Origin of the sequence: Pandoraea communis (assembly GCF_902459745.1) — a bacterium.
GTDB classification, from domain to species: Bacteria; Pseudomonadota; Gammaproteobacteria; order Burkholderiales; family Burkholderiaceae; genus Pandoraea; species Pandoraea communis.
Window position 1 is genome coordinate 284,912 of sequence record NZ_CABPSJ010000005.1, and the last position, 26,166, is coordinate 311,077.

A 26,166-nucleotide genomic window follows, 5' to 3' on the forward strand; every position below is an offset into this window, starting at 1 on the left:
GTATCGCTGCTAATCGCAGATAAAAAACGATCTTCACGCTAGATTTACAAGATTCGCTTAAATATGGAGATGAAAATTTCTAAATACCAGAGCTCTTGCAACTGGAAAAGTTGCAATTCTTCGGGCTATAAAAATATTGCGATCGCAATATTTTTCTTGCTTTTGCATTTCTCATTTTTCTATGAGAATTTATTTGGAAAAAGTTATACGGGATGGGATACGCACGACTGGAGCTTCGTGAATTTCACGTATTTTAGTGATGCGCTCAGGAGTGGAAGTGTTCCGCTATGGACTCATTTTATTCAATCTGGGAATTTTTTCCCAAGCTTCAATAATGTGGGTTTATATACGCCGTTTCAGTTGATATTTATAGTGCTTGCGTGGGTGATTAATCCCCTGCAATCCTACGAGTTCATGATCCAGGCCGCAATGCTTGTCGGTGTCCTGGGGGCATATTCTCTGTTTCGAGCGCAAGGCGCAGGGCGAATGGTGGCGTTATTCGGCGCTGCCGCGTTCGATCTCACCGTTCAGTTGCCCATTACCGGGCAAATGGTCTTCGTTTTTTCATTCAGTTCGTTACCCTGGTTGTTGCTCGTTTGTTTGAATATTATTCGCGGAAACTCGCGTCGCCCATACGTTGTTGTTTGTCAGGCGGCGTTTTTTGTTTTGTATATCGCTTCGGGATATCTGTGGCTGAACGTTGTCAACTTGATTATCGCGTTTTTGTTTTCGGGGGGCATGTATCTATCGCGCATGAGGGCGGCGAGCATCGAGCAGCGGATGGTTTTGCGGAGGGTGGCATTGACCCTCGGATTGTTCTTTTTAGTAATTGGAGTTCTGTATGCTGGATTGATATTGCCTGGCATTATCAATCTTAGTAGTTATTATGGAAAATTCTACGGCGATTTTGTTTCGCCTGATCCGAGGTTGCGCAGTCTGTTGCCCGCAGAGAATTTTTCATATAACTCAATTTTTCATGCAGTGGCGGCTGCGATCGATCCCCGCATTGCAGCGAATGATCCGATTTGGTCGGCCGATATGCGGGCCGCCTGGCCCTATGGTGCCGGCTGGGTCTTGTGGATTGTCGTGTTGGCGACGCCTTGGAAAAAGAAGGTGTTCTCAAGTCAGAGTTTCTGGTTGATTTTGCTTTTCGTTGCATTGCTTTATTCAACCGGTAATCGATACGGCATTAATAAAATTATCGAGCACATTCCTGTACTTAAAGCAAATCGCTGGTGGTTTGCGGGTGGGTACTACTGTTCGATAGCACTCTGCATGCTTGCAGTTTTGAAGTTGAATGCGCTGTCATCAAGTATTACTCTCCGCCAAGCGACCTCGCGGATTTGCCTGGTGTTGGTTCCAGTTGCTTTCATTTTCATTGCGCTCGACACGCCGATTGAGCAGTACCACGTTGTGGCTGAAATTGCTTTGCTTTTCTGGCTGCTAAACGTAGTGTCCGATCGTTTGTTAAGAAACGTATTGCTGATGAGCTTGGTTTGCGTGAGTGCATTTTCGTTTCACGAGATTCCTAAATCGATGCCGAACTATAAGTACTCGAAAATTCCGGATTTATCTGGATATTTCGAGAAAATGGGGAGGCGAAAGGTGAATGTTGAAATTACTGAAAATTTCCGTAAACTTTCAACCGCGCACGACTATGTCTTTGATGATGAGGACTGGTTGCTGAATAAAGTGCCGTTTGCGCATGGTTATAATCACCTGAGTAATCCGATTTACTGGTACGTAAAGAATGACGCGTTTTTGGCTAGGATTGCATTTTTGGCGCAAGGTGAGCGGGTCGATAAAATATTAAGTCGGCGCGATTTTTCGAGCGATAACGCATACGCGGAAGCGCTCGCTCGACAGATATCGGATTCCCCGCTTCATCCGATTGTGGGTCCCGAGAATTACCAGGGCGCTGCATATGCCGATGCCGTGTCCGGGAGAATAGATAGAATCAGTATTTTTCCTAATTCGGCAAAAATCACCGTGGTGACGAGCTCCCCGGCGTTGCTGGTGTTTAATAATGTAAGTTACGCAGGGTGGCGCGCTTACTTAGATGGAAAGCCAGCAGAATTGATTTCGGCGAATTTGATTTTCCAGGGGGTCCGGATTCCCGAGGGAGGTACGCATACGGTTGAGTTTGTTTTTAGGCCTTATTTCACGATTTTCATGTTGGCCTCGCCTTATTTTGTGCTGTTCCTGTGCGCGTTGTTTTTTTTGAGGCGGCGTGTGCTGGACGTGCGTCTGAGTAGAGTTGGCGTGGGAGCCTGAATCAGCGTAGCGCTTGTGGGGCGTCCGGGGGGGGGGATGAGGAAGCCGCCAGCTGCGGCGCGCCTAAGCGGCTGCGGCCATTTGTTGGCCTCGTTGTGTCGTAACGAAATGAGGCTTGATACAATGGCCGCACATTGCTGCATAAATCGAGTTTGACGATAGGGGGGGGCTTGTGATCTGTGATTCGAGCGATACGGACGGGCAGGGGCCGTGCGGGAGTCGTCAGGTGGGTCAGTTCCCTGGTGCGGATCGCCGCTCGGTTGCCGGTGAGCCGATACGTGAGACTCCTGCCCAGCGAGTGCCGACAGCAGTCGCTACGCTCCTTCTTTCCCCGTCGGCCGCTTCGAGCAACGATGGTGATGGTCCCGTAGCGCCAACTCGCGCCGGGCGTCTCGTCAGGTCACGGCACAGCTCCTTTGCGCGGCTGAATTGCCGGTTGGGTGTGACGCACGGTAATCGTTGTACTGTGCTATTTCGTGCCGTACACACCGTCGATACTGCCTACGTCTTGATGTGTCATTCAGTGCCGCTCACGCCCGAGCCGATTTCACGTCCTTTCCAGATACGCCCGGCGTCAAGCATGTCGCCGGCGCCTTCCATTTGCCTTCGCCGTAAAGATTCAAACGCACCCTATCCACAATCATTGCGCGCGAACATCGTCGTGTCGCGCGACGACCGGGTTTGTGCGGGACGCTGAAACTTTGCGAATTGAATTCGATTTGGTGATTTATCTGAATATCCGTTTGTGGAAAATTCTGTTGGCAATGGCGCTATTTTTTAATTGATTTGTAGTGCGTTGCTGCGGTGGGTCGGGAGGTTGGATTCATCAGTTTTTACAATAATGAATGATGATGAAATATGAGTGAGTTATATAGCGTTGTCATACCGGTTTATAACAGTTCCGGCATTGTCGCCGAAACCGTAAGGCAAGTCCGTGAGTATTTTTTGACTGCGGGAAGGTCGTTCGAGATCATTCTTGTGAACGACGGTAGTAAGGACAATAGTTGGCCTGTAATATGTGACCTCGCTCGTAAATATAGCGAAATTGTTTCAATAAACTTGCTGAAGAATTACGGGCAACATAGCGCGAATCTGTGTGGTTTTCGAGAATCAAAGGGGGATTACGTCATTACGATGGACGATGACCTGCAGAATCCGCCGGGTGAAATCGGGAAACTCATCGATGCCGCGCGCGACGAATATGACCTCGTAATTGGGAAGTTTGAGGCCAAACGGCATTCGATTGTGCGCCGAATAGGTAGTCAGTTCGTCGGGTGGCTTAATCGAAAGGTGTTCGACGTAAGCGATGATTTGATTTTGACAAATTTCAGAATCATTAGAAGGGACGTGGTCGACCGTGTTTGTCGAGACAATTCATATGCACCGTACATTCCTGGGCTCGTTCTCAAGTACTCTGGACGTCGGTGTAATGTATTGGTTCGCCATCAACCAAGAGCCGAAGGTAAAAGCAACTATACGGTGAGACGAATTTTGCGATTGGTTGCGTCGATCCTATTTAATCATTCGGTGCTCCCGTTGCGTTGTTGCGCTGCATTGGGGTTTGTTATTTCCGCCGTTGGTTTCGCGCTTGGTTTTTATTTTCTGATCCAGGCAATAGCTAACGGGACAAGAGCTCCGGGGTGGGCCTCGTTAGCAGTTCTGCTTTCTTTCTTTAATGGAATTTTAATTCTCCTGTTGAGTGTTATGGGAGAGTATCTTGGCCGGATTCTGCGTGAATTAGGCGCGCAGCGTAGCTATGAGGTCAGGGAGACCGTGCGTCAATGAAAAATCTGTTTATCGTCGGCGCACAGCGTTCGGGATCCACCTACTTGTATCAGTTGTTGGACGAACATCCGGGTGTGAGTATGGCGCATCCGGTTCGCCCAGAACCAAAATTCTTCCTGAATGACGAGTTGGTATTGAAGGGGCGGGAGTATTACGAGCGCGAATACTTCAAGGATCGTGATGCAAGAACAATTTATCTGGGCGAAAAAAGTACCTCGTATATCGAGAGAGATGACGTCGCAAGGAAGATAAAACAGTTTTATTCTGACGCCAGAATTTTGATGATTTTGCGTGATCCCGTGTCGAGGGCTTATTCGAATTATCGATTTAGTGTCGAACACAAAATAGAAGATCTTTCTTTCAGTGCTGCTCTAGCTGCCGAGCCCGAGCGGTTGAGGGGCGCAAAGTTCTCCACCTCAGTGACGCCGTTCGCCTACCGCCGGCGCGGAAATTATATTGATTATATCGAGAGCTATCTGAAGGTGTTTGACGCCAAGCAGATTCGCGTCGTCATTTTCGAAGAGATCGTAGGTAATCTACAGGAGGTGCAGTTGCTGTACCGTTGGCTCGAATTGGACGACACGGTTGTACCCGAGGCGCTGCATAGAGTATTCAATTCGGCCACTGTGCCGAAGGGAAATGAAGGCCGGGCTTTTCGGGATTTGGTGACGGGCTATCAGGATAGCATCTTGCGATTGGAGAAGTTTCTTCAGCGAGATATAGATGTTTGGCGAGAGCATCACAAAAGAATTGAGTGTAACGAGTCGATATGAAGCAGGCGCTGAAATTTTTAGTTAGCGTCGCACTTGTCGTTTTTGCTGTGTCGCTTTTGGATTTTCACTCGATGCTTCGGACTCTCAAAGAAGGGTCGTTGGCGAGCTTCGTGATCGCGATTTGCATCAATATTTTTACCGTCGTTATTCTTGGGTTCCGTTGGCATAGATTGTCAGTTGCCCAGGTGCGCCTTTCATTCCAGTCGCAACTCGCCATCTATTTCAGGGCCAATTTTTTGAACACGTTCACGCCCGCTAACCTCGGAGGAGACGCTTATCGTCTGGTGAAATTGAGGCGGCCTTCTCTTTCGAGTGCGGATTTGGTGAAACTGTTATTGCGCGAACGGATTATTGGATTCTACGGATACATATTGGTTTTTTCGATCGCCTATATCTACTTGCTGGTCCAATCTGGATTTCGTACAGCGTGGGTGGAGAATCCGTACGTTTATGGAGCCATGATCGCAATCGTTGCTCTCGGACTGCCCATTGTTGCCAAGCCTTTGTTGCATTGTACGATCACTATTTTGCATAGTTTTAAAGGCGGGCGGCGATTCATTGCCTTCGAGCGGTGGATTTCGGTTGTCTTTGGTCTGCTGACCACAACAGGCGCGTTGCCAATGCTGGGGATTACCTTTCTTGGCATATTCTCATGGATAGCTACCATCCAAGTGATTGCCCACGGATTCGGCTTTTCCGTTTCGTGGGTTCAGTTGGCCGCGGTAGCCACGTTGGTGGAACTGATCCGTCTCATACCCGTTACCGTTCAAGGGGTCGGCCTGCGCGAAGGGGTGTTTGCGTATCTATTGGGGTATTGGGGATATAGCCACGAAAATTCCTATGTGATCGCGATGATGGCGTACTTGGCTTTAAGCGTATCGATTGTGCTTTGCGGGCCGATAAGTTACGCAATTGATGCAGCAAGTACGGAGCGCGTGAGTGCGTTTCTACGCAAAATCGTCAGGGGGCGAACTGAAGAAGATGGTCGACAGTAATTTCAGATTGTCGATGAATCGGATCTTATGAAGCCCGGAAAATTATTAATTGTAAAAAGAGGTGTGAGATGAAAGGGGTGACAAGTTACTCCGGAGTCGCCGGATTCTATTTTCGTTACTTGTTAAACCAGATCGTCCGCATCGGCGAGTTAAGGAAGCCAGGTCTGGTAATATTGGATTTCGGTTGCGGGAACGGAGAGTTGAAGCGCTTGCTGAAGGATGGGGTGGTGGGCTACGACATCATTCCAGATTTAAGCGACGTCTCCGATTGGCGGGGTGTTGAGTTTGATGTGCTTGTGGCGAATCAGGTATTTTATAGTTTTGATGAGGTGAGTCTCGAGAATCTATTGATTGAATTAATCAATCTAAATAGAAAGATAAAAATGGTTGTTGGGATAAGCCGGCAGGGGTGGATGAATAAAATAGGAAAATATCTTCTTGGTCGACCAAATGCTCATTCGGCAACGAAAATTTCCCCGCAGGCCGAAATCGGATTGCTGATGAGATATGGTTCGATTGTCCGAAAAAAGAGTATCTTTGGACTCACGGATGTTTTTCTGTTGGTCTTGAATGAAAAAAAACCAGAATCTTTTGATGAAAAAAGATGAAATGAAATCATTCCTAAAGAAAATTCCCAGAGGTGTTATTTATCACAAGGTGACGGATAGCGTTCGTTATCTGCTTGCTTCTATGCTTGCTCCACTTCACAAGAAGGAGAAAGTCATAGAGTTTGAGAACATCTTTGCCAGTTATTGTGAGCGTAAGCACTGCATTGCGTTTCCGTTTGCAAGAACTGCAATTTATTTTGTTCTGAAGGCCCTGGATTTGCCGAAGGGAGCTGAAGTTATTCTTCCTCCGATCACGATCAAGGGAATTGTCGATGTTGTCGTGGATCTCGGTCTCACGCCCGTATATGTGGATTTGGATGCTGACACGATCAATTTCCGACTGGATCAACTGCGCGAGAAGCTCAATCCAAACGTCAAGGTAGCCATCATCACGCCGCTGTTCGGCTTGGTGCCCGACGTATCCGCTATGGTGGCTCTGCTCAAGGCGAATGGTGTTTTCGTTATCGAGGATTTTTCGCAATGCTTGAACGGTCGATACGACAACAGGCGCGTTGGGACTTTTGGTGATGTTGGGATTTACAGCGCTTCGTCGATCAAGACCCTGGATACACTGGGAGGCGGGCTTGCGATCACGGATGACCAAGTAATTCACGACAGACTGAGGAACGCGCAGGCTGGATTGATGCCTGCACGCAGGACGGCGTTGATCAAGAAGGCCTGGGTCAATCTCGTGCGTAATGTCGCCACAAGCGAGCCGGTGTTCTCCTTGCTGACATTTCCGGCACTGCAACTCGTTCGCCAGCGAGATCCGGAGGCTGCTCTCAAGCAGACCGGGCATCGCGACAAAGGACGGCTTGCGACGCTTCCGCTTCTATGGTTTTGTCGGTATACATCGGTACAAGCGCAGATCGGCATTGAGCAGATCAAGGGCGTTATCGCTCAAGACGCCGCGAGAGTGGCAAACGTCGAGTTCCTGAAAACGTATTGCGAAATTGATGATTTCCCAAAGACTACTCAGGAGTCGCGTAATGTTTACTGGCAGTTGATTCTTCCAGTTTCCAATGCGCTTGAAGCCCAAGCTTACTTTGCAAAGCGAGGTATTGACAGCGCGACTTCAAGCTTGGAATTGGTTTGCGCGTTGAAAGACTATCCGAACCGCGCCGACTTGCAAACAGCGCAACGTATTTATAGAAATGGGATATTCATCCCATGTTTCCCACACCTCAGTCAGTCGGATATGCAGCGGATTGTTATGGCTGTAAACGGCTATTTTCAAGAGCGTGGGCATGCAAAAGAAGGCTAACCGCGATCTTGACACCATGAGTGTCGCGATCATCGGCAGCGGCCTTGCGGCGGTCGGTGCGATAAAGGCATTGAGGAATCTGGGTATTCGGCCGACTGTGTTCGATTGGGGCGAAGGGCTGGATCAGGACAGCGAAAAGAAGGTCGAGGCATTGGCGGCTACGTCCCCCGTGGCGTGGACTCCATCGGATAGGAAGTGGCTGAATCAGAACCATACCCTGAGGGATGGCTCTTCGATCCCTAAAAAGCTCGTATTCGGTTCAGACTATTTTTATGGGGCGTCGCGAGTTGAAGCCCCTGTCAAGGCGACAGGGAACGTACCTCCGTTCAGTTACGCGCTCGGAGGACTCAGTAGCGGATGGGGGGCTGCAGCGCTTCCTCCTCAGTCCTGCGACCTGTCTGACTGGCCGGTAGACGCGGATGAGTTGCAAAAGTACTGCGAAATAGTCCTTGCGGACCTGCCATATTCCGCTGCGGATGACGCTCTGAGTTTGAATTTCCCGCTGTCATCGCGCAGTGCCGTACCGCTTCAACTTAGCCGGGCTTCAGAGAAACTGCTGACGGCGCTACATAAGGCCAAGGTGCTCAAGGAGGGGGAGACTATCTTTGGGCAGGCTAGGCTACTGGTGGACGCCGGAACTGGCAGCGCAGGGGCGGGCTGCAGGTATTGTGGTCAATGTATGTCTGGTTGCGTCTACGGTTCCATTTACAAGGCTGCACACGACATCCTGGCTCTGCGTGATAGGGGGGAGATCGATTACGTCCCGGGGTGTCTGGTCGACGGGCTTGCCGAGGAGGGGGAGCATGTTTCGGTGTGCTATTTCGATGGGAACGGGGAACTGCGTAGGCAAGCGTTCGATCGCGTGTTTGTCGCGGCGGGGGCTGTGAACAGCGCCAGGATTGTCCTCAACTCGTTGGGCGAGTTCAATAGGAAAGTGCAACTCAAGAGCCGCGGCGGCTTTGTACTGCCGGTGTTTAGCTTGCGACGATTGCCGATAAACTGGCCACACTGTAATACTCAGCCAGGTCTTTTCCTCGAACTAAAAGGCAAGGGGCTTGAGCACTGGGCGCACGTGCAAATCTCAACTGAGAATGAACTGCTGATGCAGAAGCTCGGTGTGTCGGCGGAGACGAAAGGCTTCGTCAGCCGCGTCAAGCGCTTTATCGCGGAACACACTTTTCTGCTGTTGGTAAACTATCATTCCGACCATGCGGGGACTTACGAGTTGAGCGTTGCGGCCGCTGCAGATCCGGAGATTGCCAACCCGCTTTATTCGGTTCAGCGGAAATCATTCCCTCAGGCGAAGGTGATGTGGGCATCTGCCATTAGACTGCTAAAGGTGTTTGGGCGAATTGGTTGCTTGCCGCTATTTCCGTTCGCAAAACTGAATAGCGGTGCCTATCATGTCGGGGGTACGCTTCCTATGAGATCGGAGGCGGTTGACAGCTTGGAGACTGATACGTTGGGTAGGATTCACGCTTGGAAGCGCGTTCATATAGTAGATACGTCGGTGTTCCCGTCTTTACCTGGGACGACGATAGGCTTGCTCGCGATGGCGAATGCTTACCGGATTGTCGATAATATTCAGTGGTCCAAGGATATCGGGGCGTCAGAATGATTCGTTTCAATTTTCCTTGCCTGGCAGGTTCGGAACTGAAGTATTTGCAGGATGTGCTTGAGCGGGGGCGTCTTGCCGGAGATGGGGAGTACACGAAGAGATGCTCTGAATTTCTCCTCAATTACCTGGGGGGGGGCTGCCGGAGTTCTGCTAACCCATTCCTGCACTGCGGCATTGGAAATGGCCGCGTTGCTTGCGGATATCCAGCCCGGTGACGAGGTCATCATGCCCTCGTACACCTTCGTTTCGACCGCGAATGCCTTCGTTTTGCGTGGTGGGATTCCGGTTTTCGTTGATATTCGCGAGGATACGCTTAATATCGATGAAAATTTGATCGAGTCTGCGATTACGCCGAGGACCAAGGCTATCGTTCCCGTGCATTACGCGGGTGTCGCTTGTGAGATGGGCGTGATCATGGACATTGCGAAGCGCCATGGTTTGATGGTTATCGAGGATTCGGCGCAAGCCTTGGGCAGCGATTACCATGGACGGAAACTCGGAACGATTGGCGATTTGGCCGCATTCAGTTTTCACGAGACCAAGAATATCGTCTCTGGCGAAGGTGGTGCGCTTGTCATCAATAATCCAAGATTCATGGAGCGCGCGGAAATCATCCGTGAAAAAGGCACGAACCGCTCCCGGTTCTTTCGCGGCGAAGTTGATAAGTACACTTGGGTCGATATTGGCTCGTCATACCTGCCCAGCGAACTCGTGGCCGCCTTTTTGTATGCTCAACTCCAGAGCGTTGATGAGATAAACAATCGTCGTATGGCGATCTGGAATCGATACCATGAGATGTTTCGTGAGGGTTTGGGGCTTGATGAATCGATCAGACTCCCCTCTGTTGCCGAGGGCATTACCCATAACGCTCACTTGTTCCACCTCATAACACGCGATCCTGATGAGCAGGAGCGGGTACTTGCAGGTCTAAAAGCGAGCGGGATTAGCGCCGTCTTTCACTATGTTCCGCTTCACTCGTCTGACGCCGGAAGGCGGTTCGGGCGCTTGGGTTCGGGCATGCAAGTTACCGATAGTCTGTCGGCAAGATTGGTGCGATTGCCTCTTTACCCCGATCTGCGCGAATCGGAGGTCGTTGAGATTGCGGAAAAGACGCTTGCACTCTTGATGACATCCAACTCGCGCGGACATTTCCCCGTTTCTGGCGCTTGCCAGAAATAACACGGCTAAAGGCGAATGCCTTGGCCGGGGGGGGGGGCTCTTCGGCGTTCGGGGGCGCCGAAGAGGGTTGCTGGGATGGACTTGGTCGGCGATCACGTGACTTGAGTGTTCCAGCTTTTCGAGGCGAACCCGAACGGCACTGCGCTCACCGATGACAACTGCTGGCGGTCTTGATTGTGCCGGCATTTGCACTGAGTGAGTCGACTCGGGGGGAATGCCTGAGACACGAAGACGGCCTGCAATTAGGCGGGTTCGAGGAGCGTTTTTATAATCGTTTCGACCGCGTATTCGGTGGGGTGATCCTGACCTTCCACGATGAGCTGCGGGTGCTCCGGAGGTTCATAGGGGCTATTGATCCCGGTCATGTTGGGGATTTGACCCGCACGAGCCTTCTTGTACAAACCCTTCGGATCTCTCGCTTCGCATACTGAGAGCGGAGTGTTTACGTATACCTCAAGAAAATTCTCCGCGCCAATTAGGTCGCGAGCCATTTCACGTTCGCGTTTAAACGGCGAGATGAACGCGGTCATCACGATCATGCCGGCGTCCATCATTAACTTTGCGACTTCGGCAATACGTCGAATGTTCTCTACGCGGTCACCTTGCGTGAAGCCCAGGTCCTTGTTCAGCCCTTGCCGAATGTTGTCGCCGTCCAGGAGGTATGTCCGCATCCCTCGTTGATGGAGTGCAATTTCCAGCGCGTTAGCGAGCGTTGATTTGCCGGAACCGGACAGGCCGGTAAACCAGATGACCCTGCCTTCGTGTCCATTGAGTCTCTCTCGATCAACGCGCGTAATCGAAAGCGGTTGCCTATGGACGTTTTCCGCTCGGCGCAGGCTATGACGAATCATCCCTGCTGCGACGGTGGTGTGACTAAAGCGGTCGATGAGAATGAAGCTGCCGAGAGTGGGGCAGTTGTCGTAGGTGTCAAAGACCAGTGGTTTGCTCGTTGCGATATTGCACGTCGAGATATCGTTGAGCGCAAGCGTCTTGCTGGCTTGGCGGGATGCGGTATTGATGTCGATGCGATGCTTGATTGTCGTAATCGATGCCGATGCCGATTGGGTAGACAATTTAATATCGTAACTGCGACCGGTGAGGCCTGCATCCTCATGCATCCAGACCAGCGTGGCTTCGAATTGGTCTGTGGTCTCCAAGGGCGACTGGCTCGATGAGATCACGTCGCCACGCGAAGCGTCGATTTCCCGATCGAGTCGAAGTGTCACCGCGTCGCCGCTTGTCGCCGCGTCAAGCGAGCCATCCATGGATAAGATTTCGGAGACGATTGCCTTATGCCCGGATGCGGTCACGCGAATTTCTTCACCGACCCGCACGCTCCCTCCGGCGATCGTGCCGCAAAAGCCTCTGAAATTTGAATCTGGCCGGTTGACCCACTGCACCGGAAATGCGAAACGATCCGAATGCCGCGGTAATACCGTGATGCTTTCCAGATATCCCAGCAAGGTGGGGCCATTGTACCAAGGTGTTTGCGAGGACCGCTCGGTGATGTTGTCGCCCCTCAGCGCGCTCAGGGGGATTGCAGAAATCGACGCAAAGCCAAGCGGGTTGGCGAAGGCATCGAAGGCTTCTCGGATCTCATGGAAGGTTTCCGCCTTGAATCCGACCAGGTCCATTTTATTGATGGCCAAGGCCACGTGGCGGATCCCCAATAAAGATGCGAGGAACGCGTGACGTCGTGTCTGTGTGAGCAGGCCGCTTCTTGCATCCACCAATAATATTGCTACATCGGCATTGGATGCGCCGGTGACCATATTGCGAGTATATTGCTCGTGCCCAGGGGTGTCGGCCACGATAAATTTTCGCTTGCTGGTGGCAAAGAAGCGGTAGGCCACATCGATTGTGATTCCCTGTTCCCGTTCGGCCGCCAAGCCGTCGACCAGTAAGGCAAAATCGACCTCGTCACCTTGTGTTCCATATTTCTTGGATTCTGAGCGCAATGTGACGATCTGGTCGTCGAAGAGTTGCTGTGCCTCCCATAGCAGTCGGCCGATCAGCGTACTCTTCCCGTCGTCTACACTGCCGCAGGTTATAAACCGAAGCAGATCCTGGTCGCGCTGTTTTTCAAGAAAGGCTTCGATGGTGCCGGCTTGTTCGGCTTGCCTTGGCCGGCGCAACTTGTCCTGAGTTTTGTTTGGCATGCGGCTCATCAGAAGTACCCCTCTTGCTTTTTCTTTTCCATGCTGGCGTTACCGTCACTGTCGATCGCCCGACCTTGCCGCTCGGAAGTGCGTGTATTAATTAGTTCCAGAATGATTTCAGGTACCGACGTGGCATCCGATTCGATCGCCCCGGTGAGTGGATAGCAGCCGAGTGTGCGGAAGCGGACCATTTTCTCTGAAATCTCTTCGCCGGGCAGCAGGCGGAAGCGATTGTCGTCGACGAGAAGGATGGCGGCGTCGCGCACCACCACGGGGCGTACTTTCGCGAAATACAGCGGCACGATTGGGATATCTTCCTGGAGGATGTATTGCCAGATATCGAGCTCAGTCCAATTTGACAGCGGGAAGGCACGGATGCTTTCGCCTCGGCTCTTTTGGGTGTTGTACAAATTCCATAGCTCGGGGCGTTGGTGCTTTGGGTCCCAACGATGCGTTTGTGTACGAAACGAAAAAATGCGCTCTTTGGCTCGAGACTTTTCCTCGTCGCGTCGTGCGCCGCCGAAAACAACATCGAACTTGTATTTGTCCAACGCTTGTTTAAGCCCTTCTGTCTTTGTGACATTCGTGTGAAGTGCAGACCCGTGATCAAATGGATTAATGTCTTTGGCAATGGCCTCGGGGTTGACATATACCAGCAGATCCTGACGACTGACTTCGGCCAGACGATCACGGAACAAGTACATTTCCTGGAATTTCCATCTCGTGTCGACATGCAGGAGCGGAAATGGCGGCGGCGCCGGAAAGAAGGCCTTGCGAGCAAGATGCAGCATAACCGAGCTGTCTTTGCCGATGGAGTAAAGCATCGCGGGGTTGTCTGCTTCTGCGACAGCCTCGCGAATAATATGAATGCTCTCAGCCTCCAGGCGCTTAAGGTGCGGTGTTGCGGCGAAGCGCCTTGGCGCTACTGCGCTCTGGAGTGGTGCCACAATCGGCGGGTATGCGTTGGGCGTGAGCGTGACCAATTGCGTAGAGGTCGCTTCGCGAAGCCAGCGGACAAGTTCGCCGTGAGGGAAAACTGCAATCTCTTTGCCCACGTGTTGCTGAATGCGTTGTAAGGCAGCAAGCAATATCGCGGTGCCGAGGGGCGCATCGATAGGAAGCCAGTAAACGGCGCCACGTGCGTCATTGGCTTGCAGGCTGGTGACGCCGTTAGGCATTTCGTGCAGTTGCGCGAAGAGGGGGAGCTTGCGCTTGCTTCGGGATTTGTCCAACGCCCAGGCAAGCACGAGGTTGTTTGCCGGCCGCCCCAGTTCGTCTTCCAACGAATCCTCCCCAAGCTCCCCGGCGAGAACACGCAAGTCACGCAGGCGTCGTTCCGCTGTGCGCTTGGTACTGACCTCGCCCAGTGATTGCAGATGCTGGAAGGCTGTTTCGGTGTCCCAGACCCGGTCTGCATCAAGGCCAAAGATGACAGAAGTCGTCATGCGCATTGTCTCAATATTCAAATTGATGGAATTTCACGGTGTTTTTTTCTTATTCAGTACTTCTTGGTGAGTATAATCCATCGATTGAACATAATGCGACGAGCAACCCAGATCATGGCGGGACGTCTGATTCAAATTGTCAGGTTGGCTGGGGCAGGAGTGCCGTCGGGGTCTTCTGCGCTCTCGATTGACGAAGCTGCTCGTCTGAGTCATGAGCTCATGGAGCCAAATGCAGATGCGTATCCTCCGACGATGTTTGAGTTGCCCCCCCGTTTCATCTCGCCGGTTGCGGCTTCCGTCCCGCTCTCGGATTTGAGGTGCCTGTGATCGACTCGACTTTCGTCCTGGCGGGGGCAGTTACAGGCTTCGTTGTGGGGCTGACCGGGGTTGGTGGCGGGGCGCTCATGACTCCCATCCTGCTCTTCGTCTTTGGCATCGCTCCGACCACGGCAATTGCGACAGACCTTTGGTTCGCGGCCATCACAAAGTTGTTTGGTGCCCGGATTCATTACCGTGCGGGTCAGGTTGATTGGCAGGTGGTGAGGCGATTGTGGGCAGGCAGTTTGCCCGTTTCCCTTGGCGTGGTCTTGCTGGTGAGCGCAGGTGGTGTGGTTGCCAAGGCGGAATGGCTCACCAACATTGTTGTTGGGGTGGTGATGCTGACTGCCTTTGGCCTGATTTTCGCACCTCGCCTATCCGCGGCCGCGCGTGGTCGACGACTGAGCAATCCTGATCGGTTCAAGGCGATGCAGCCCGGTCTGACGGTGCTGGTCGGCGCGACGCTGGGTGTGTGCGTTGCGCTTACTTCCGTCGGAGCTGGTGCTTTGGGCACCGTCATGATGATGAATCTATATCCGCTCCGCATGACGCCGCATCGTTTGGTCGCCACGGACCTCGTTCATGCCATTCCACTGGCGGTCGTCGCCGGAATGGGATATTTGTTTGCCGGTGCTGTGGATTGGCAGATGCTCGCCAGTCTGCTGGTTGGCTCGATTCCGGCGGTTATTATTGGCAGTCAGTTGGCGGGAAGGGTGTCGGGCCGATGGCTGCAGGTGGCCCTTGCATTGGTGTTGCTATCCACGGGGCTCAAAGTGCTGATCTGAGTCTGAGTCGTCTATTGGGATTTGGCGTGCGTCGGCGCTGCTTTCTCCTGATCTCCGTAATTCGACTCCGCAGTGGGATTGTTGCAAATGCGCGTTGTGGCGAGCGGTCAGCGCGAAAAATAGTGCGATCTGCCCGGCGCGCGGTCGTCAGGACGAGGGGGGCGTATATGGCTCGGAGCAGGTGGCCAAGCTCAGTCCGATCCGTGATGGCGGCGAAGTGCTTTGTCTTGATTGGTGACAAAGCGCCGCGTAGGTCTACGGTAACGGCCCGCTTAGCTCGTGCTGTAGCGACGGGGTAGCGCATCACCTGACCGATGTTGACGCGAAGTCAATGCGCGGTTTCCAGCTTGCCTCTCTACGCGGCGCAAAGCATCCAACACCTCCAACCCTTCCAGCTCGGCGATCGGCTGGCCACCAATCCGCGGGAAAGCATAAGGCGACAAGTGGCGTGGGATTTTTTGCGCGTAGCCGTCTGTCCAGTTCGACGCGAATCTTGCATGCATTCACGCGCCACGACTTCGAAGCAATTCCCGGAGTTCCGGCAGGCAGTGCGTTTCTCCGCTTTCCTTGCTTCACCCGGATCAATGCCATCGGCAAGTCGATACGTTTTATGTGCTGGTTTTGCTGTGCGAGCTTCGGCGTCTGTAAGTGCCATGATTGCGACGCCATGCTGTTGGGGTTATCGGTCGCGGGAGGCTCAGTTATGCCCCCCCCAAAATGCCCCAGATTGGTCGAGATTAGGGGGGGCATTGCATTGGCACCTCGCGAGAAAACAAAAAACCCGCAAAGCTAATGCTTATGCGGGTTTTTAGGACTTCGTCATACCCAACGATTTAAGTCGCTGGTGCCGGAGAGAGGAATCGAACCCCCGACCTTCTCATTACGAATGAGCTGCTCTACCGACTGAGCTACTCCGGCGCTGCGAAGAAGTGAGATAATAGCAGATTTTCTACGTTTGTCACGACTTTTTTCAAAGATTTTTTGCTGTCTCTGCGTGAGTTACGCGTAAATCCTTGAAATTGCAGAAATCCTGCGCTTTCGTCGTCGCGACGTATTCACTGGCGCGACGACGTTCTTGTGACCTTACTTCGCGCTGTCTTCTTTGTGATAGGCCGTCACACGGTCGACTTCGTTCTTCGAGCCGAGGAACACGGCCACCCGCTCGTGCAGCTTCTGCGGCTGGACATCCAGAATGCGCTGCATGCCGTTCGTTGCCGCGCCGCCCGCCTGTTCCACCAGAAGGCTCATCGGGTTGGCTTCATACATGATGCGCAGCTTGCCCGGCTTGTCCGGATCGCGCTTGTCGGCCGGGTACATGAACACGCCGCCGCGCGTGAGAATGCGATGCACGTCCGCCACCATCGAGGCGATCCAGCGCATGTTGAAGTCCTTGCCGCGCACGCCTTCCTTGCCTTGCAGCAGTTCGCTGACGTAACGCTGCACCGGCGGATACCAATGCCGCTCATTCGACATGTTGATCGCGAACTCCTTCGTGTCCTCCGGGATGCGCATGCCTTCCTGCGTGAGCACCCACGAACCCATTTCGCGATCGAGCGTGAAGCAGTTCACGCCATGCCCCGTCGTGAGCACCAGCACCGTTTGCGGACCATACACCGCATAACCGGCCGCGACCTGTTGCGTGCCCGGTTGCAGGAAGTCCTTCTCCGTGGGGTCCGTTACGCCTTCCGGGCAACGCAGTACCGAGAAGATCGTGCCGATCGACACATTCACGTCAATGTTCGACGAGCCGTCGAGCGGATCGAACATCAACAGATATTCGCCCTGCGGATAGCGGTTCGGAATGTGGAAGACGTCTTCCATTTCTTCCGACGCCATGGCCGCCAGATGGCCGCCCCATTCGTTCGCTTCGAGCATGATCTCGTTGGAGATCACGTCTAGCTTCTTCTGGACTTCCCCTTGCACGTTTTCACTGCCCGCGCTGCCCAGCACGCCACCCAGCGCCCCCTTGGACACAGCATGGCTGATCGTCTTGCACGCGCGCGCAACAACTTCGATCAGCAGTCGCAGCTCGGCAGGAATGTTGTTGAACTCCCGCTGCTGTTCGATGAGATATTGGGTAAGGGTCTTGCGCCGCATGTGGGCCTCCGGGAAAGCAAAAAAAGCGTACCGATTCGATTTGGTCGCAATTTTACTCGTAAAGGCACGCTGCCCCCGCGAAAAATCCTTGGGGGCAGCGCAATTTCAGGGGTGGCTGAGGTAGGTCTCGGTGTTTTCCGAGACACAGCCGGTCAGTCGAGGCCGTCGAACAGCGCGTCATCCGGACCGATGTGCGACGGTGCGCGCCAGGTGGCGTCGCGCATACTGTGCTGCACCTGCTTGTCCACGCCCAGCAGAATCGAGAAGATCGCCATGCGCACCGGAATGCCATTGTCCGTCTGGCGGAAGATGGCCAGTCGCGGGTCGTGGTTCAGATCCGTCGACAGATCGTTGGCGCCCGGCCGGCTGTCTCGCGGCAGCGGATGCATGATGATCGTGCGCGCGTCGCAATACTGGTTGATGAGCGCTTCGTTGATCTGGAAGTCCGGCGTATAACCTTCGATGGCTTCGTCGGCAAAGCGCTCTTTTTGGATGCGCGTGGCGTAGACCACATCCGCACCGGCCAGATCGGCGAGCGAGTTGCTCTGCACGATCACATGACCGTTCTGCGAGATCTGGTCGAGAATGTACGTCGGCATTTCCAGCGACGGCGGCGAGATCAGCGTGAACTTCAGGCCGCGATACAGCGCCAGCAACTTGATGAGCGAGTGCACCGTGCGGCCGTAGCGCAGATCGCCGACCATCGCGACGTGGGCGCCGTCGACCAGTTTGCCCAGCCGGGAGAACTCGCGGCCGATGGTGTACAGGTCGAGAATTGCCTGGCTCGGGTGCTCACCCGGACCGTCGCCGCCGTTGATGACGGGAATGTTCGTGGCGCGCGCGAATTCCGCGACAGAGCCCTTTTCCGGGTGACGCACGACGAGCGCGTCGACGTAACCGCTCATGACACGGCTCGTGTCGTAGATCGATTCGCCCTTGGCCATCGACGAGAACGTGAAGCCAGTGGTGTCGCACACCGAGCCGCCGAGACGGCAGAAGGCGGCGCCGAAGCTCACACGGGTTCGGGTGCTGGCTTCGAAGAACAGATTGCCGAGCACGGCACCTTCGAGCACGCGCGAGATCTTCTGGCGGCGCGCAATCGGTTGCATGATATCGGCGACGTGGAACAGCTCTTCGAGCGAGTCGCGTGAGAACTGGTCGACCGAGATCAGATGCGGCTTGCCGTCGAGGCCCATGCGTTCACGCAAGGGTTTGTGTGCGCTTTGCGTAGATTCTGCGGACGGTGCTTCGCGGCCGAGGATTTCGCCGACGAATTTCTCCACGATGCTCGGCATCGTGCGATATTCGCTCGAATCCTCAGGCAACAGCCAGGTGTCAAGGGCGCGCCGGCGAACGCCGATGCGCTCGGCGAAGCTGTCGCGGGTCATGTTCAGGCGGCGCATCGCGTCGCGCAGGAATGTCTGCTGTGCACTCATGGTCGGGTCGGCAGGGCTGTGTACGCGATGCGTATAATAGGCGTCGATTCGCTGTTTGTCCAGCAAAAGACGTGCCCCGCGTGGGGCCGCGCCAGCCGGGCGTTTCCGGCATTTCCGGTGTATTGCCGTACGGGTATGGAAAACCTTCTCCGCAAGCTAGATCTCACGTCTTTGCGCCTTTTCGTGGCCGTGTGCCAGGAGCGGAGCATGGCGCGTGCCGCCGAGCGTGAATTCATCGCGCCCTCGGCCATCAGCCGGCGCATTGCCGACATCGAGGCGATCGTCGGACTCCCCCTCATTCAGCGTCATCAGCGCGGTATTACCGTTACGCCGGTCGGCGAGACGGTGCGTCGCTATGCCGAGCGCATTCTCGGCACCATCGAATCGTTGGGCGCAGAGCTGTCTCAGTTCCACGAAGGCGCGCGCGGCAGCGTGCGCATCGCGGCGAACCTGTCGGCCATTGTCCAGTTCCTGCCGGAGGATCTCGCCGCCTTTGGCCGCGTGTTTTCCGCCGTGGACGTTGAACTCGACGAACAGCACAGCAACGAAGTGCTGCAGCGCGTGAGCGAGCGAGCGGTGGATGTGGGGATCTGTAACGCCGTCGAGGGGATCGAGGCCTTCACAATGGTGCCGTACCGGCGCGACCGGCTCGCCGTAATTCTGCCCGTCGGTCATCCGCTGGCGGCGCGCACGGGCGAGATTCCGTTCTCGGCATGTGCCGGCGAGACGCTGGTGGGCCTTCAGGGGAACAGCGCGCTTACGCAGTTGCTGCGCCAGCAGGCGAGTGCGGTGGGGGCGTCGCTGCGGATCAAGATTCGCGTGTCCAGTCTCGACGCTCTGTGCCGCATGGCGCACGCGGGCCTCGGCATTGCCATCGCGCCCGAGCAAGTCGGCCAGTTATATGTGGGCAAGCTCGACGTGGTTGTGCGCCCGCTGACGGACGAATGGGCGCATCGTCAGCTCTGGCTCGTGTTCCCGTCACGTGAGCAATTGAGCGCCACGGCGTCGGCCGTCGTGAATTTCCTCGCGCAGAAGGAATGACCCGGCGATGAAATGCCCGGTTCGCCTACCTGCGACCTGCCGCTCCCCGAAAAAAAAGCTGCCCGATACTCGAGGAGCGGCAAGGCGTTGCCGTTAGCGGCACCGCTTCAAACGCGTGGCACGAGCGATCTGATGCGTGCAGCGAACGCCTCGGGATCGGCCAGTTTGATCACGTCATCCGGTACGTCGACGATGTGTGCCTGCTGATCGGGGCCGGCAGCGATCCCGGCCACTTGCCCGCGTATGCCGCCGTCACTTTGCTGCGCGGCGACAAGCTCACCTTGCTTGTTGACGATGACGATCATTTTCATACCACCCCCCCACCTTGCAAGTTATGCCAGGCACCGCCCGGCCCAAGATTCGTGATAGTGACGTAGTACGTCGTATGGCCGTTGTTGTCCTTCTCCTTGCGCTGATTGTCGGCGCGATGAACACCCCCGGAATTCGGCGTTTTGACATCGGCGCTTGCAAATTGCGTGCCGAAGTCTTCACCGCCGCTGCGGACATACCACCAGTAGGCAGACTGGTTGGGGTTTAGGAAGGTCAGCGGTCCTACATTGTTGAACGCCATGGCACTTCTCCTCTGAAAATGACGCGCAATCGCTGCTAGCGGGCCGCGTACGCGCCAAGATGGAAGCAACCACGCACGCAATACGAACCTGTGACCCCCGTGGTCGGTGGGTGGTCCGCATGTCGCACGTACGTCATCGGTATGCAATTGCCCTCACCAGTGACGTCCTTGCAATTTAGTTGTCCCAACGTGCCCTGTTGCGGAGCGTATGGCCGTCTCCCGGTGGCATACGCATCCGCGCGATTTGTAACACTGATATTTCGGAATTTTCCCAAAGTACGTTGGGTGCGTTAGATCGGGGCGTACGACAGGCAGGCGTGGATCAGGTCGCCGCAGACATCGCAATCTGTCACGGCGACCTTGCTCAGACGGCACGACGGGGCGGGGTGTCCACGGCTATGCTTTTCGCGAGGAGGTTCCCTCGCATGGAAGACACCATTCGTTTCGACGGCCGCATGTTGTTCCTGTCCGAAGACCCGGCCATCGTGCGCCGTCAGTTGGCAGGCGAGCCCGTCACCCGCGCCGAGGCCGGCGCGTTGCGCGATAACGTTTCGACTGACGAAATCACGCCCGTCACCGTCATGCTCACCTACGACGAGCGGCTCGGGCGCTATCCCTACGTCGGTTTCAAAGCGGGAAACGAAACGCCTATCGGCGAGCACGACGTGCGGCGTGGCGGTTTTCAGATCACGGTGGCAGGCAAGCGCTACGGCAAAGGGTCGTCGCGCGAGTCGAGCCCGCTCGCGGAACTCTCTGCCGGCATCCGCCTGATCGTCGCCGAGAGCTTCGAGCGCATCTATCAGCAGAACTGCGACAACATCGGCATTCTGACGACCACCGACTTCGGCGTGCTCGGGCGCATTCAAGCCGGGGAAGCCATCCCGATCACGGAATTCCTCAAGGGACGCGACGCCCTCACGCAGCAAATCATCCGCAGCGGCGGTCTGCTCGCGTTCAGCAAGTTCGCCGATTGGCCTGCGCCCGTGGCGCAAGCCGGCGTGTCGAATGCCACCGGCACGCCGCCGCGCACGCTGGTCGAGAAGATCATGGCGCGGCGCCTGCATCCGGCGACGCCCGGCGTCGAGCACGGCGATGGCGTGTTCGTGCGCGTCGACTGGCGCTTCTCGCACGATTACTTCACGGGCATGTGCGCGCATCTGATGCATTGCGCGTTTGGCGAACCGGCGGCGCTGTACGACCCGGCGCGCATCATCGCGTTTCAGGATCATCTGGTGCTCGCCGCGCAGAGCCACCCGCACGTCTCGCAGGGGTTGCTGCCCGGTGTGGCTCATCTGACGACCGGACATCGCGATTTCGTGTCGCGTTATCCTGTGCTCGCCCACGGCGAACTGGCGACGGACGACGAGGGTGCGGACGGCATCTGCCACGCGCTGATGGCCGAACGTTACGCGTTGCCAGGGCAAATCGTGATAGGCACCGACTCGCACACGCCGCACGCGGGCGCACTCGGTTGCCTGGCGTTCGGCGCAGGCGCGACCGACATCGCAAACAGTTGGGTGACCGGCTATGTCCGCTGCAAGGTGCCGCAGACATTGCGCATCGAGATCGAGGGGGCGCTCGCCCCCGGCGTGACGGCCAAGGACGTCGTGCTCCACCTGCTGCGGCTCGACACGATTCGCCGGGGCGACGCCATCGGCCTCGTCTTCGAATATGCGGGCAGCGCGGTGCGGGCGATGTCGGTCGACGAACGCGCAACGCTCACCAACATGGTCGCCGAACTCGGTGGCTTCACCGGCATCGTGGCGCCGGACGAGAAAACCGTGGCGTTCCTGAAGACGCGCCGCGGTGTCGACTTCGTCGTCGAACCCTGGATGACGAGCGACGAGGGGGCGCATTATCGCGACGTGATCCGCATCGATGCGGGCTCGCTCACACCGATGCTGGCGCGCCCCGGCGACCCTGGCAACGGCGTGGCGCTTGCAGACCTGGCGTGTCCCGTCGCCATCGATATCGCCTATGGCGGCTCATGCACCGCGGGCAAACGCGATGACTTCGACGCCTATCACGACGTGCTTGCCTGGGGCGTTGCGCACGGCCTGCGCGTCGCGCAGGGCCGCTCGCTGTTCTTGCAGTTCGGCACGATGGATGTGCGTGCCTATTGTGAAGAGAAGGGTTATCTCGAGACGTTCGAAGCGGCGGGCGCGACACTCGTCATGCCGGGCTGCGGCGCGTGCGCGAACTGCGGGCCGGGCCAGTCGACGTCAGCCGAACAGGTCACGATCAGTGCGATTAACCGCAATTTCCCCGGACGTTCCGGGCCGGGCAGCGTGTGGCTCGCGAGTCCGTACACAGTGGCCGCGAGCGCACTGGCGGGGCGCATCGCCGGCTTTGACGAGTTACGCGCGTCTGTCGCGGCCGGGGGGCGGTAATTCGCGGACTCGCCGGGGTTGGCGGGCAATGTTCGCGGGAAATGGAGATGCCGGCAGGCGCAAGCTGTGCGGCGCGTCATGCTGTGGTGCACACGTTTCGCAGTGGCGCCGTGCCGTCATTGATGAATATCGCAATTTCTCGTAGTGCGTGGCAAAGGTGGCAGGTGCGGCGCCATTCGTGGCACAATTTCGGCCCCGAGCCTGTCGATTCATGGTGTACCCGGCGTATCCCGCCACCGCTGGCAAATGCATGGCAAATGCTGGCAGGTGGTTTGAGAGACGTCGGCAAATGACCAGTTCGGCCATGACCGAACCGGCCCGGAGACGATTTCCATGCCATCCCCCGACGTTTCAATGCCTTCCATGCCTTCCCCAAGTCAGGCCACCCAGGCCCGCGCTGCGGCAACCCGCCTGAGCGCCGGCGACATTTCCGCCCGTCTCGACCGATTGCCGCCAACCCGCACTGTCTGGAAACTGGTCGTACTCCTTAGTCTCGGCTTCTTCTTCGAACTCTACGATCTGCTCTACACGGGATATATCGCACCGGGGCTGGTGAAGAGCGGCATTCTGACGCCAACGACGCCGGGCCTGTTCGGCACGACCGGTGTGGCGAGCTTCATTGCGGCGTTGTTCGCCGGGCTGTTCGTCGGCACCATCGCTTGCGGCTTTCTTGCTGACCGGTTCGGCCGCCGTGCCGTGTTCACCGGCTCGTTGCTCTGGTACACGGTGGCGAACGTCATCATGGCGTTTCAGGAGACGGCCACGGGCGTGAACTTCTGGCGCTTCGTGGTGGGGCTCGGCATCGGCGTGGAGCTGGTGACGATCGGCACCTATATCGCCGAACTCGTGCCCAAACAGATTCGCGGCCGGGCGTTTGCGTGTGAGCAGGCGGTCGGTTTCACCGCCGTGCCGGTCGTCGCATTGCTTGCCTACTGGCTTGTGCCGCGCGAATTCCTCGGTCTGGAGGGCTGGCGCTGGGTGGTGCTCATTGGCGCGCATGGCGCAGTGTTCGTCTGGTGGATTCGCCGCGCACTCCCTGAGAGTCCGCGCTGGCTCGCCCAGAAGGGGCGTCTCGACGAGGCGGATCGTGTGCTGCGCGAACTGGAGGCGAAGGTTGCGCGCGAATACGGCAAACCGCTGCCGCCGCCGGGTGAGCCGGAGCCGTTGGTGCCGAAGCGTGCGTTTCGCGAGATGTGGGTGCCGCCATATCGCAAGCGCGCGATCATGATGATTCTGTTCAACGTCTTCCAGACGGTCGGCTTCTATGGCTTCGCCAACTGGGTGCCGACGCTGCTCATCAAGCAGGGCGTTACCGTGACCACGAGCCTCGCCTACTCCAGTGTGATCGCGCTCGCGGCGCCCGTCGGCCCGCTCATCGGTCTGTGGATGGCCGACAAGGTCGAGCGCAAGCACGCTATCGTGTGGACAGCCGGTGTCGGTATCGTGTGCGGGCTGGTGTTCTCGCAGGTCACGTCGTCGTTCCTGCTCGTCGCCATGGGCATTGGCCTTACCCTCGCGAACAACATCATGTCGTACAGCTATCACGCGTATCAGACAGAGCTGTTCCCCACCGGCATTCGGGCACGCGCCGTCGGTTTCGTCTATTCGTGGAGTCGTTTCTCGGCGATCTTCACGGCGTTCCTGATCGCGTCGGTGCTGCGCAATTTCGGGGTGACCGGCGTGTTCGCATTCATCTCGTGCGCCATGCTGGTCGTCATGCTCGCCATTGGCCTGATGGGCCCGCGCACGCGTGACATCGCGCTGGAGAAGATCTCGCAGTAAGGCATAGGGCCGCGCGCCGGCGCGGTCATTCCCCGCGTTCTTCCGGAGACTCTGATCATGACGGATCTGCAAACCGAAGCGGCCTACGAGGCCAACGCCGTTCGCTACAACGAGGACTGGCGCAACCAGCCGCCGCCGGACGACATGTACGCACTGCTGATGCGCCATTTCGTCACTGGCGGGCGCACGATCGATGTGGGCTGCGGCAACGGACGCGATGCCGCCTGGCTCGCGCAGCAAGGTTTCGATGTGATCGGCTACGACAGTTCGCCCGCACTTGTCGAACTGGCGCGTCAATCGTTCCCGTGGGTGACGTTTCACGTCGGCCGCCTCCCGGCACTGGAAGGCGTGACGGCGCAGTTCGATAACGTGGTTTGCGAGACCGTGCTGATGCATCTGCCCGCAGACGAAGTGCCGCAGGCGGCCGACCGGCTCTGGACGCTCGTGCGTCCGGGGGGCGTGCTTTACGTCTCGTGGCGTGTCACCGAGGGTGACGATCTTCGCCATAAGGACGGGCGCCTCTACAGCGCTTTCTCGCCCGATGTGGTGCGCGCTGCCCTTCACGATGGCGTTGTCCTGCACGAGGAGGACGTGACCAGCGCCAGTTCCGGTAAGCGAGTGTGCCGCCTGATCGTGCGCCGCCCGGCCTGATACCGGGCATGGCCGTTGACCGCACGATGCCCCGGGTCAGCCGGGTCTCAGAGCAATTCGATTTCCGGTAGCGTGAGCAGGCTCGTCTCGCGCATGAGCGAGACGAATTCGCCGATATAGGGACGCGCCGTGATCGCCGGCAATGTCGCCGCCCAGAGTTCGGCGGTGAGACCCTGCGGCGTGATCGGGCGCGCGCTCACATAGCGTCGCTCGAGATACCCCGTGACGGCCCACAGCGGCAGGGCAGCCAGCCCGCGGCGGCTGGCGACCAGTTGCAGAATCGCCACCGTCAACTCGGTGGTGCGGCGCGTCGGTTCGATCCCGGCGGGGCGCAGCACCTGACGCACGATATCGAGCATGTCGTCGGGCACGGGATAGGTGATGAGCGTTTCGTCACGGAAGTCCTCGGCGTCGAGATAAGGCTTGCCGGCGAGCGGATGATCGTTGGCCATGAGCGCCATCATCTGGAAGCGGAACAGCGGATGGAAGTCGACCGCTTCGCCTTCCTCATGTTCGGAAATGATCGCCAGATCGGCACGGTCCTGATGCAATAGCCCGATGGGGTCGGCGTGAAAGCCCGACACGATATCGAGTTCGACTTCCGGCCAACGGATGCGAAAGGCGTCCATCGCCGGCATCAGCCAGTCGAAGCACGTGTGACATTCCACCGCGATGCGCAGCGTGCCCTGCGTGCCTTGCGCGAGCCGTGTGAGGTCGCGGCCGGCTTCGTCGACCGCCGGCACGACTTCCTCGGCTAACGCGAGCAAACGCTTGCCCGCAGGAGTGAAGACCAGCGGCGACGACTTGCGCACGAACAACGGCAGGCCATAGAAATCTTCCAGCGCCTTGATCTGATGCGACAGAGCGGACTGCGTCAAATGCAGCCACAACGCCGCGCGCGAAACGCTGCCGGTGTCGCGCAGCGCGAGCAACGTTTGCAGATGGCGGAGTTCGATAGGCGTGCGTTGCATGAATAAAATTAATAATAATTAGCA

21 protein-coding genes and 1 tRNA gene are annotated in these 26,166 nt (G+C 56.4%); 13 read left to right on the forward strand and 9 right to left on the reverse strand.

All coding sequences use genetic code 11. The features are described from left to right. Positions 1-63 precede the first annotated feature (63 nt). From PCO31110_RS19285 to rffA, 8 genes are all read left to right on the forward strand, one after another. Complete coding sequence (locus PCO31110_RS19285) at positions 64-2,274, forward strand: YfhO family protein (RefSeq protein ID WP_150691173.1); 2,211 nt, start codon at positions 64-66, stop codon at positions 2,272-2,274. 858 nt (positions 2,275-3,132) lie between these two features. After that, positions 3,133-4,059, forward strand: coding sequence for a glycosyltransferase family 2 protein (locus PCO31110_RS19290; RefSeq protein ID WP_010805857.1), 927 nt, complete (start codon positions 3,133-3,135; stop codon positions 4,057-4,059). Continuing rightward, entirely contained in the window at positions 4,056-4,832 is a 777-nt protein-coding gene (locus PCO31110_RS19295; protein ID WP_010805858.1) for a sulfotransferase family protein, read from the forward strand. The genes PCO31110_RS19290 and PCO31110_RS19295 overlap by 4 nt, the downstream gene beginning before the upstream one ends. After that, the gene (locus PCO31110_RS19300) at positions 4,829-5,827 is read left to right on the forward strand and encodes a lysylphosphatidylglycerol synthase transmembrane domain-containing protein (RefSeq protein ID WP_150691174.1); all 999 of its coding nucleotides are present in this window, start codon (positions 4,829-4,831) and stop codon (positions 5,825-5,827) included. Before PCO31110_RS19295 ends, PCO31110_RS19300 begins: the two co-directional genes overlap by 4 nt. 68 nt (positions 5,828-5,895) lie before the next feature. Continuing rightward, the gene (locus PCO31110_RS19305) at positions 5,896-6,435 is read left to right on the forward strand and encodes a class I SAM-dependent methyltransferase (protein WP_150691175.1); all 540 of its coding nucleotides are present in this window, start codon (positions 5,896-5,898) and stop codon (positions 6,433-6,435) included. After that, positions 6,422-7,699, forward strand: a complete 1,278-nt coding sequence (locus PCO31110_RS19310; protein ID WP_168162921.1) for a DegT/DnrJ/EryC1/StrS family aminotransferase — start codon at positions 6,422-6,424, stop codon at positions 7,697-7,699. The genes PCO31110_RS19305 and PCO31110_RS19310 overlap by 14 nt, the downstream gene beginning before the upstream one ends. Then, positions 7,683-9,317: a GMC oxidoreductase gene (locus PCO31110_RS19315; RefSeq protein ID WP_150691176.1), complete on the forward strand. Its 1,635-nt coding sequence runs from the start codon at positions 7,683-7,685 to the stop codon at positions 9,315-9,317. The genes PCO31110_RS19310 and PCO31110_RS19315 overlap by 17 nt, the downstream gene beginning before the upstream one ends. A gap of 180 nt (positions 9,318-9,497) precedes the next feature. Beyond that, positions 9,498-10,496, forward strand: a complete 999-nt coding sequence (gene rffA / locus PCO31110_RS19320; protein WP_306439167.1) for a dTDP-4-amino-4,6-dideoxygalactose transaminase — start codon at positions 9,498-9,500, stop codon at positions 10,494-10,496. Positions 10,497-10,738: 242 nt separating this feature from the next. On the opposite strand, the gene cysN is transcribed toward rffA, so the two are convergent. Beyond that, positions 10,739-12,655, reverse strand: a complete 1,917-nt coding sequence (cysN, locus tag PCO31110_RS19325) for a sulfate adenylyltransferase subunit CysN (RefSeq protein WP_150691235.1) — start codon at positions 12,653-12,655, stop codon at positions 10,739-10,741. Positions 12,656-12,663: 8 nt separating this feature from the next. Then, on the reverse strand, positions 12,664-13,602 hold the full coding sequence (gene cysD, locus PCO31110_RS19330; RefSeq protein ID WP_210400013.1) for a sulfate adenylyltransferase subunit CysD: 939 nt from the start codon (positions 13,600-13,602) through the stop codon (positions 12,664-12,666). 821 nt (positions 13,603-14,423) lie between these two features. Here cysD and PCO31110_RS19335 point away from each other — a divergent pair. Continuing rightward, positions 14,424-15,203: a sulfite exporter TauE/SafE family protein gene (locus tag PCO31110_RS19335; protein ID WP_036662965.1), complete on the forward strand. Its 780-nt coding sequence runs from the start codon at positions 14,424-14,426 to the stop codon at positions 15,201-15,203. 272 nt (positions 15,204-15,475) lie between these two features. Here the strand turns inward: PCO31110_RS19335 and PCO31110_RS26285 are convergent, their stop codons facing one another. From PCO31110_RS26285 to PCO31110_RS19350, 4 genes are all read right to left on the reverse strand, one after another. Continuing rightward, on the reverse strand, positions 15,476-15,706 hold the full coding sequence (locus PCO31110_RS26285) for a phage integrase central domain-containing protein (RefSeq protein WP_370855840.1): 231 nt from the start codon (positions 15,704-15,706) through the stop codon (positions 15,476-15,478). 339 nt (positions 15,707-16,045) lie between these two features. Continuing rightward, positions 16,046-16,121: transfer RNA gene (locus tag PCO31110_RS19340), tRNA-Thr, on the reverse strand. Between the two features lie 165 nt (positions 16,122-16,286). Continuing rightward, a complete protein-coding gene (locus tag PCO31110_RS19345) occupies positions 16,287-17,300 on the reverse strand; it encodes a class 1 fructose-bisphosphatase (protein ID WP_010805867.1) in 1,014 nt (337 codons plus the stop codon). A gap of 152 nt (positions 17,301-17,452) precedes the next feature. Next, complete coding sequence (locus PCO31110_RS19350; protein ID WP_036662967.1) at positions 17,453-18,736, reverse strand: aspartate carbamoyltransferase; 1,284 nt, start codon at positions 18,734-18,736, stop codon at positions 17,453-17,455. Between the two features lie 135 nt (positions 18,737-18,871). Here PCO31110_RS19350 and PCO31110_RS19355 point away from each other — a divergent pair, with 135 nt between their 5' ends. After that, positions 18,872-19,777 (forward strand): LysR substrate-binding domain-containing protein, encoded by a 906-nt coding sequence (locus PCO31110_RS19355; protein WP_036662930.1) that lies wholly within the window; start codon positions 18,872-18,874, stop codon positions 19,775-19,777. A 107-nt stretch (positions 19,778-19,884) separates the two neighbouring features. Here the strand turns inward: PCO31110_RS19355 and PCO31110_RS19360 are convergent, their stop codons facing one another. Next, positions 19,885-20,082 carry a hypothetical protein gene (locus PCO31110_RS19360; RefSeq protein ID WP_150586298.1) on the reverse strand — a complete coding sequence of 66 codons (198 nt, stop codon included), beginning with the start codon at positions 20,080-20,082 and terminating at the stop codon, positions 19,885-19,887. A 2-nt stretch (positions 20,083-20,084) separates the two neighbouring features. Further along, a complete protein-coding gene (locus PCO31110_RS19365) occupies positions 20,085-20,348 on the reverse strand; it encodes a hypothetical protein (protein WP_010805871.1) in 264 nt (87 codons plus the stop codon). A 425-nt stretch (positions 20,349-20,773) separates the two neighbouring features. Here PCO31110_RS19365 and PCO31110_RS19370 point away from each other — a divergent pair, with 425 nt between their 5' ends. From PCO31110_RS19370 to PCO31110_RS19380, 3 genes are all read left to right on the forward strand, one after another. After that, positions 20,774-22,738 (forward strand): aconitase family protein, encoded by a 1,965-nt coding sequence (locus PCO31110_RS19370; RefSeq protein ID WP_150691177.1) that lies wholly within the window; start codon positions 20,774-20,776, stop codon positions 22,736-22,738. Between the two features lie 363 nt (positions 22,739-23,101). Further along, the gene (locus PCO31110_RS19375) at positions 23,102-24,520 is read left to right on the forward strand and encodes an MFS transporter (RefSeq protein ID WP_246189900.1); all 1,419 of its coding nucleotides are present in this window, start codon (positions 23,102-23,104) and stop codon (positions 24,518-24,520) included. 57 nt (positions 24,521-24,577) lie between these two features. After that, entirely contained in the window at positions 24,578-25,171 is a 594-nt protein-coding gene (locus PCO31110_RS19380; protein WP_010805874.1) for a class I SAM-dependent methyltransferase, read from the forward strand. Between the two features lie 47 nt (positions 25,172-25,218). Here PCO31110_RS19380 and PCO31110_RS19385 read toward each other — a convergent pair whose 3' ends face one another. Continuing rightward, positions 25,219-26,142 carry a LysR family transcriptional regulator gene (locus PCO31110_RS19385; RefSeq protein WP_010805875.1) on the reverse strand — a complete coding sequence of 308 codons (924 nt, stop codon included), beginning with the start codon at positions 26,140-26,142 and terminating at the stop codon, positions 25,219-25,221. Between the last annotated feature and the right edge of the window lie 24 nt (positions 26,143-26,166).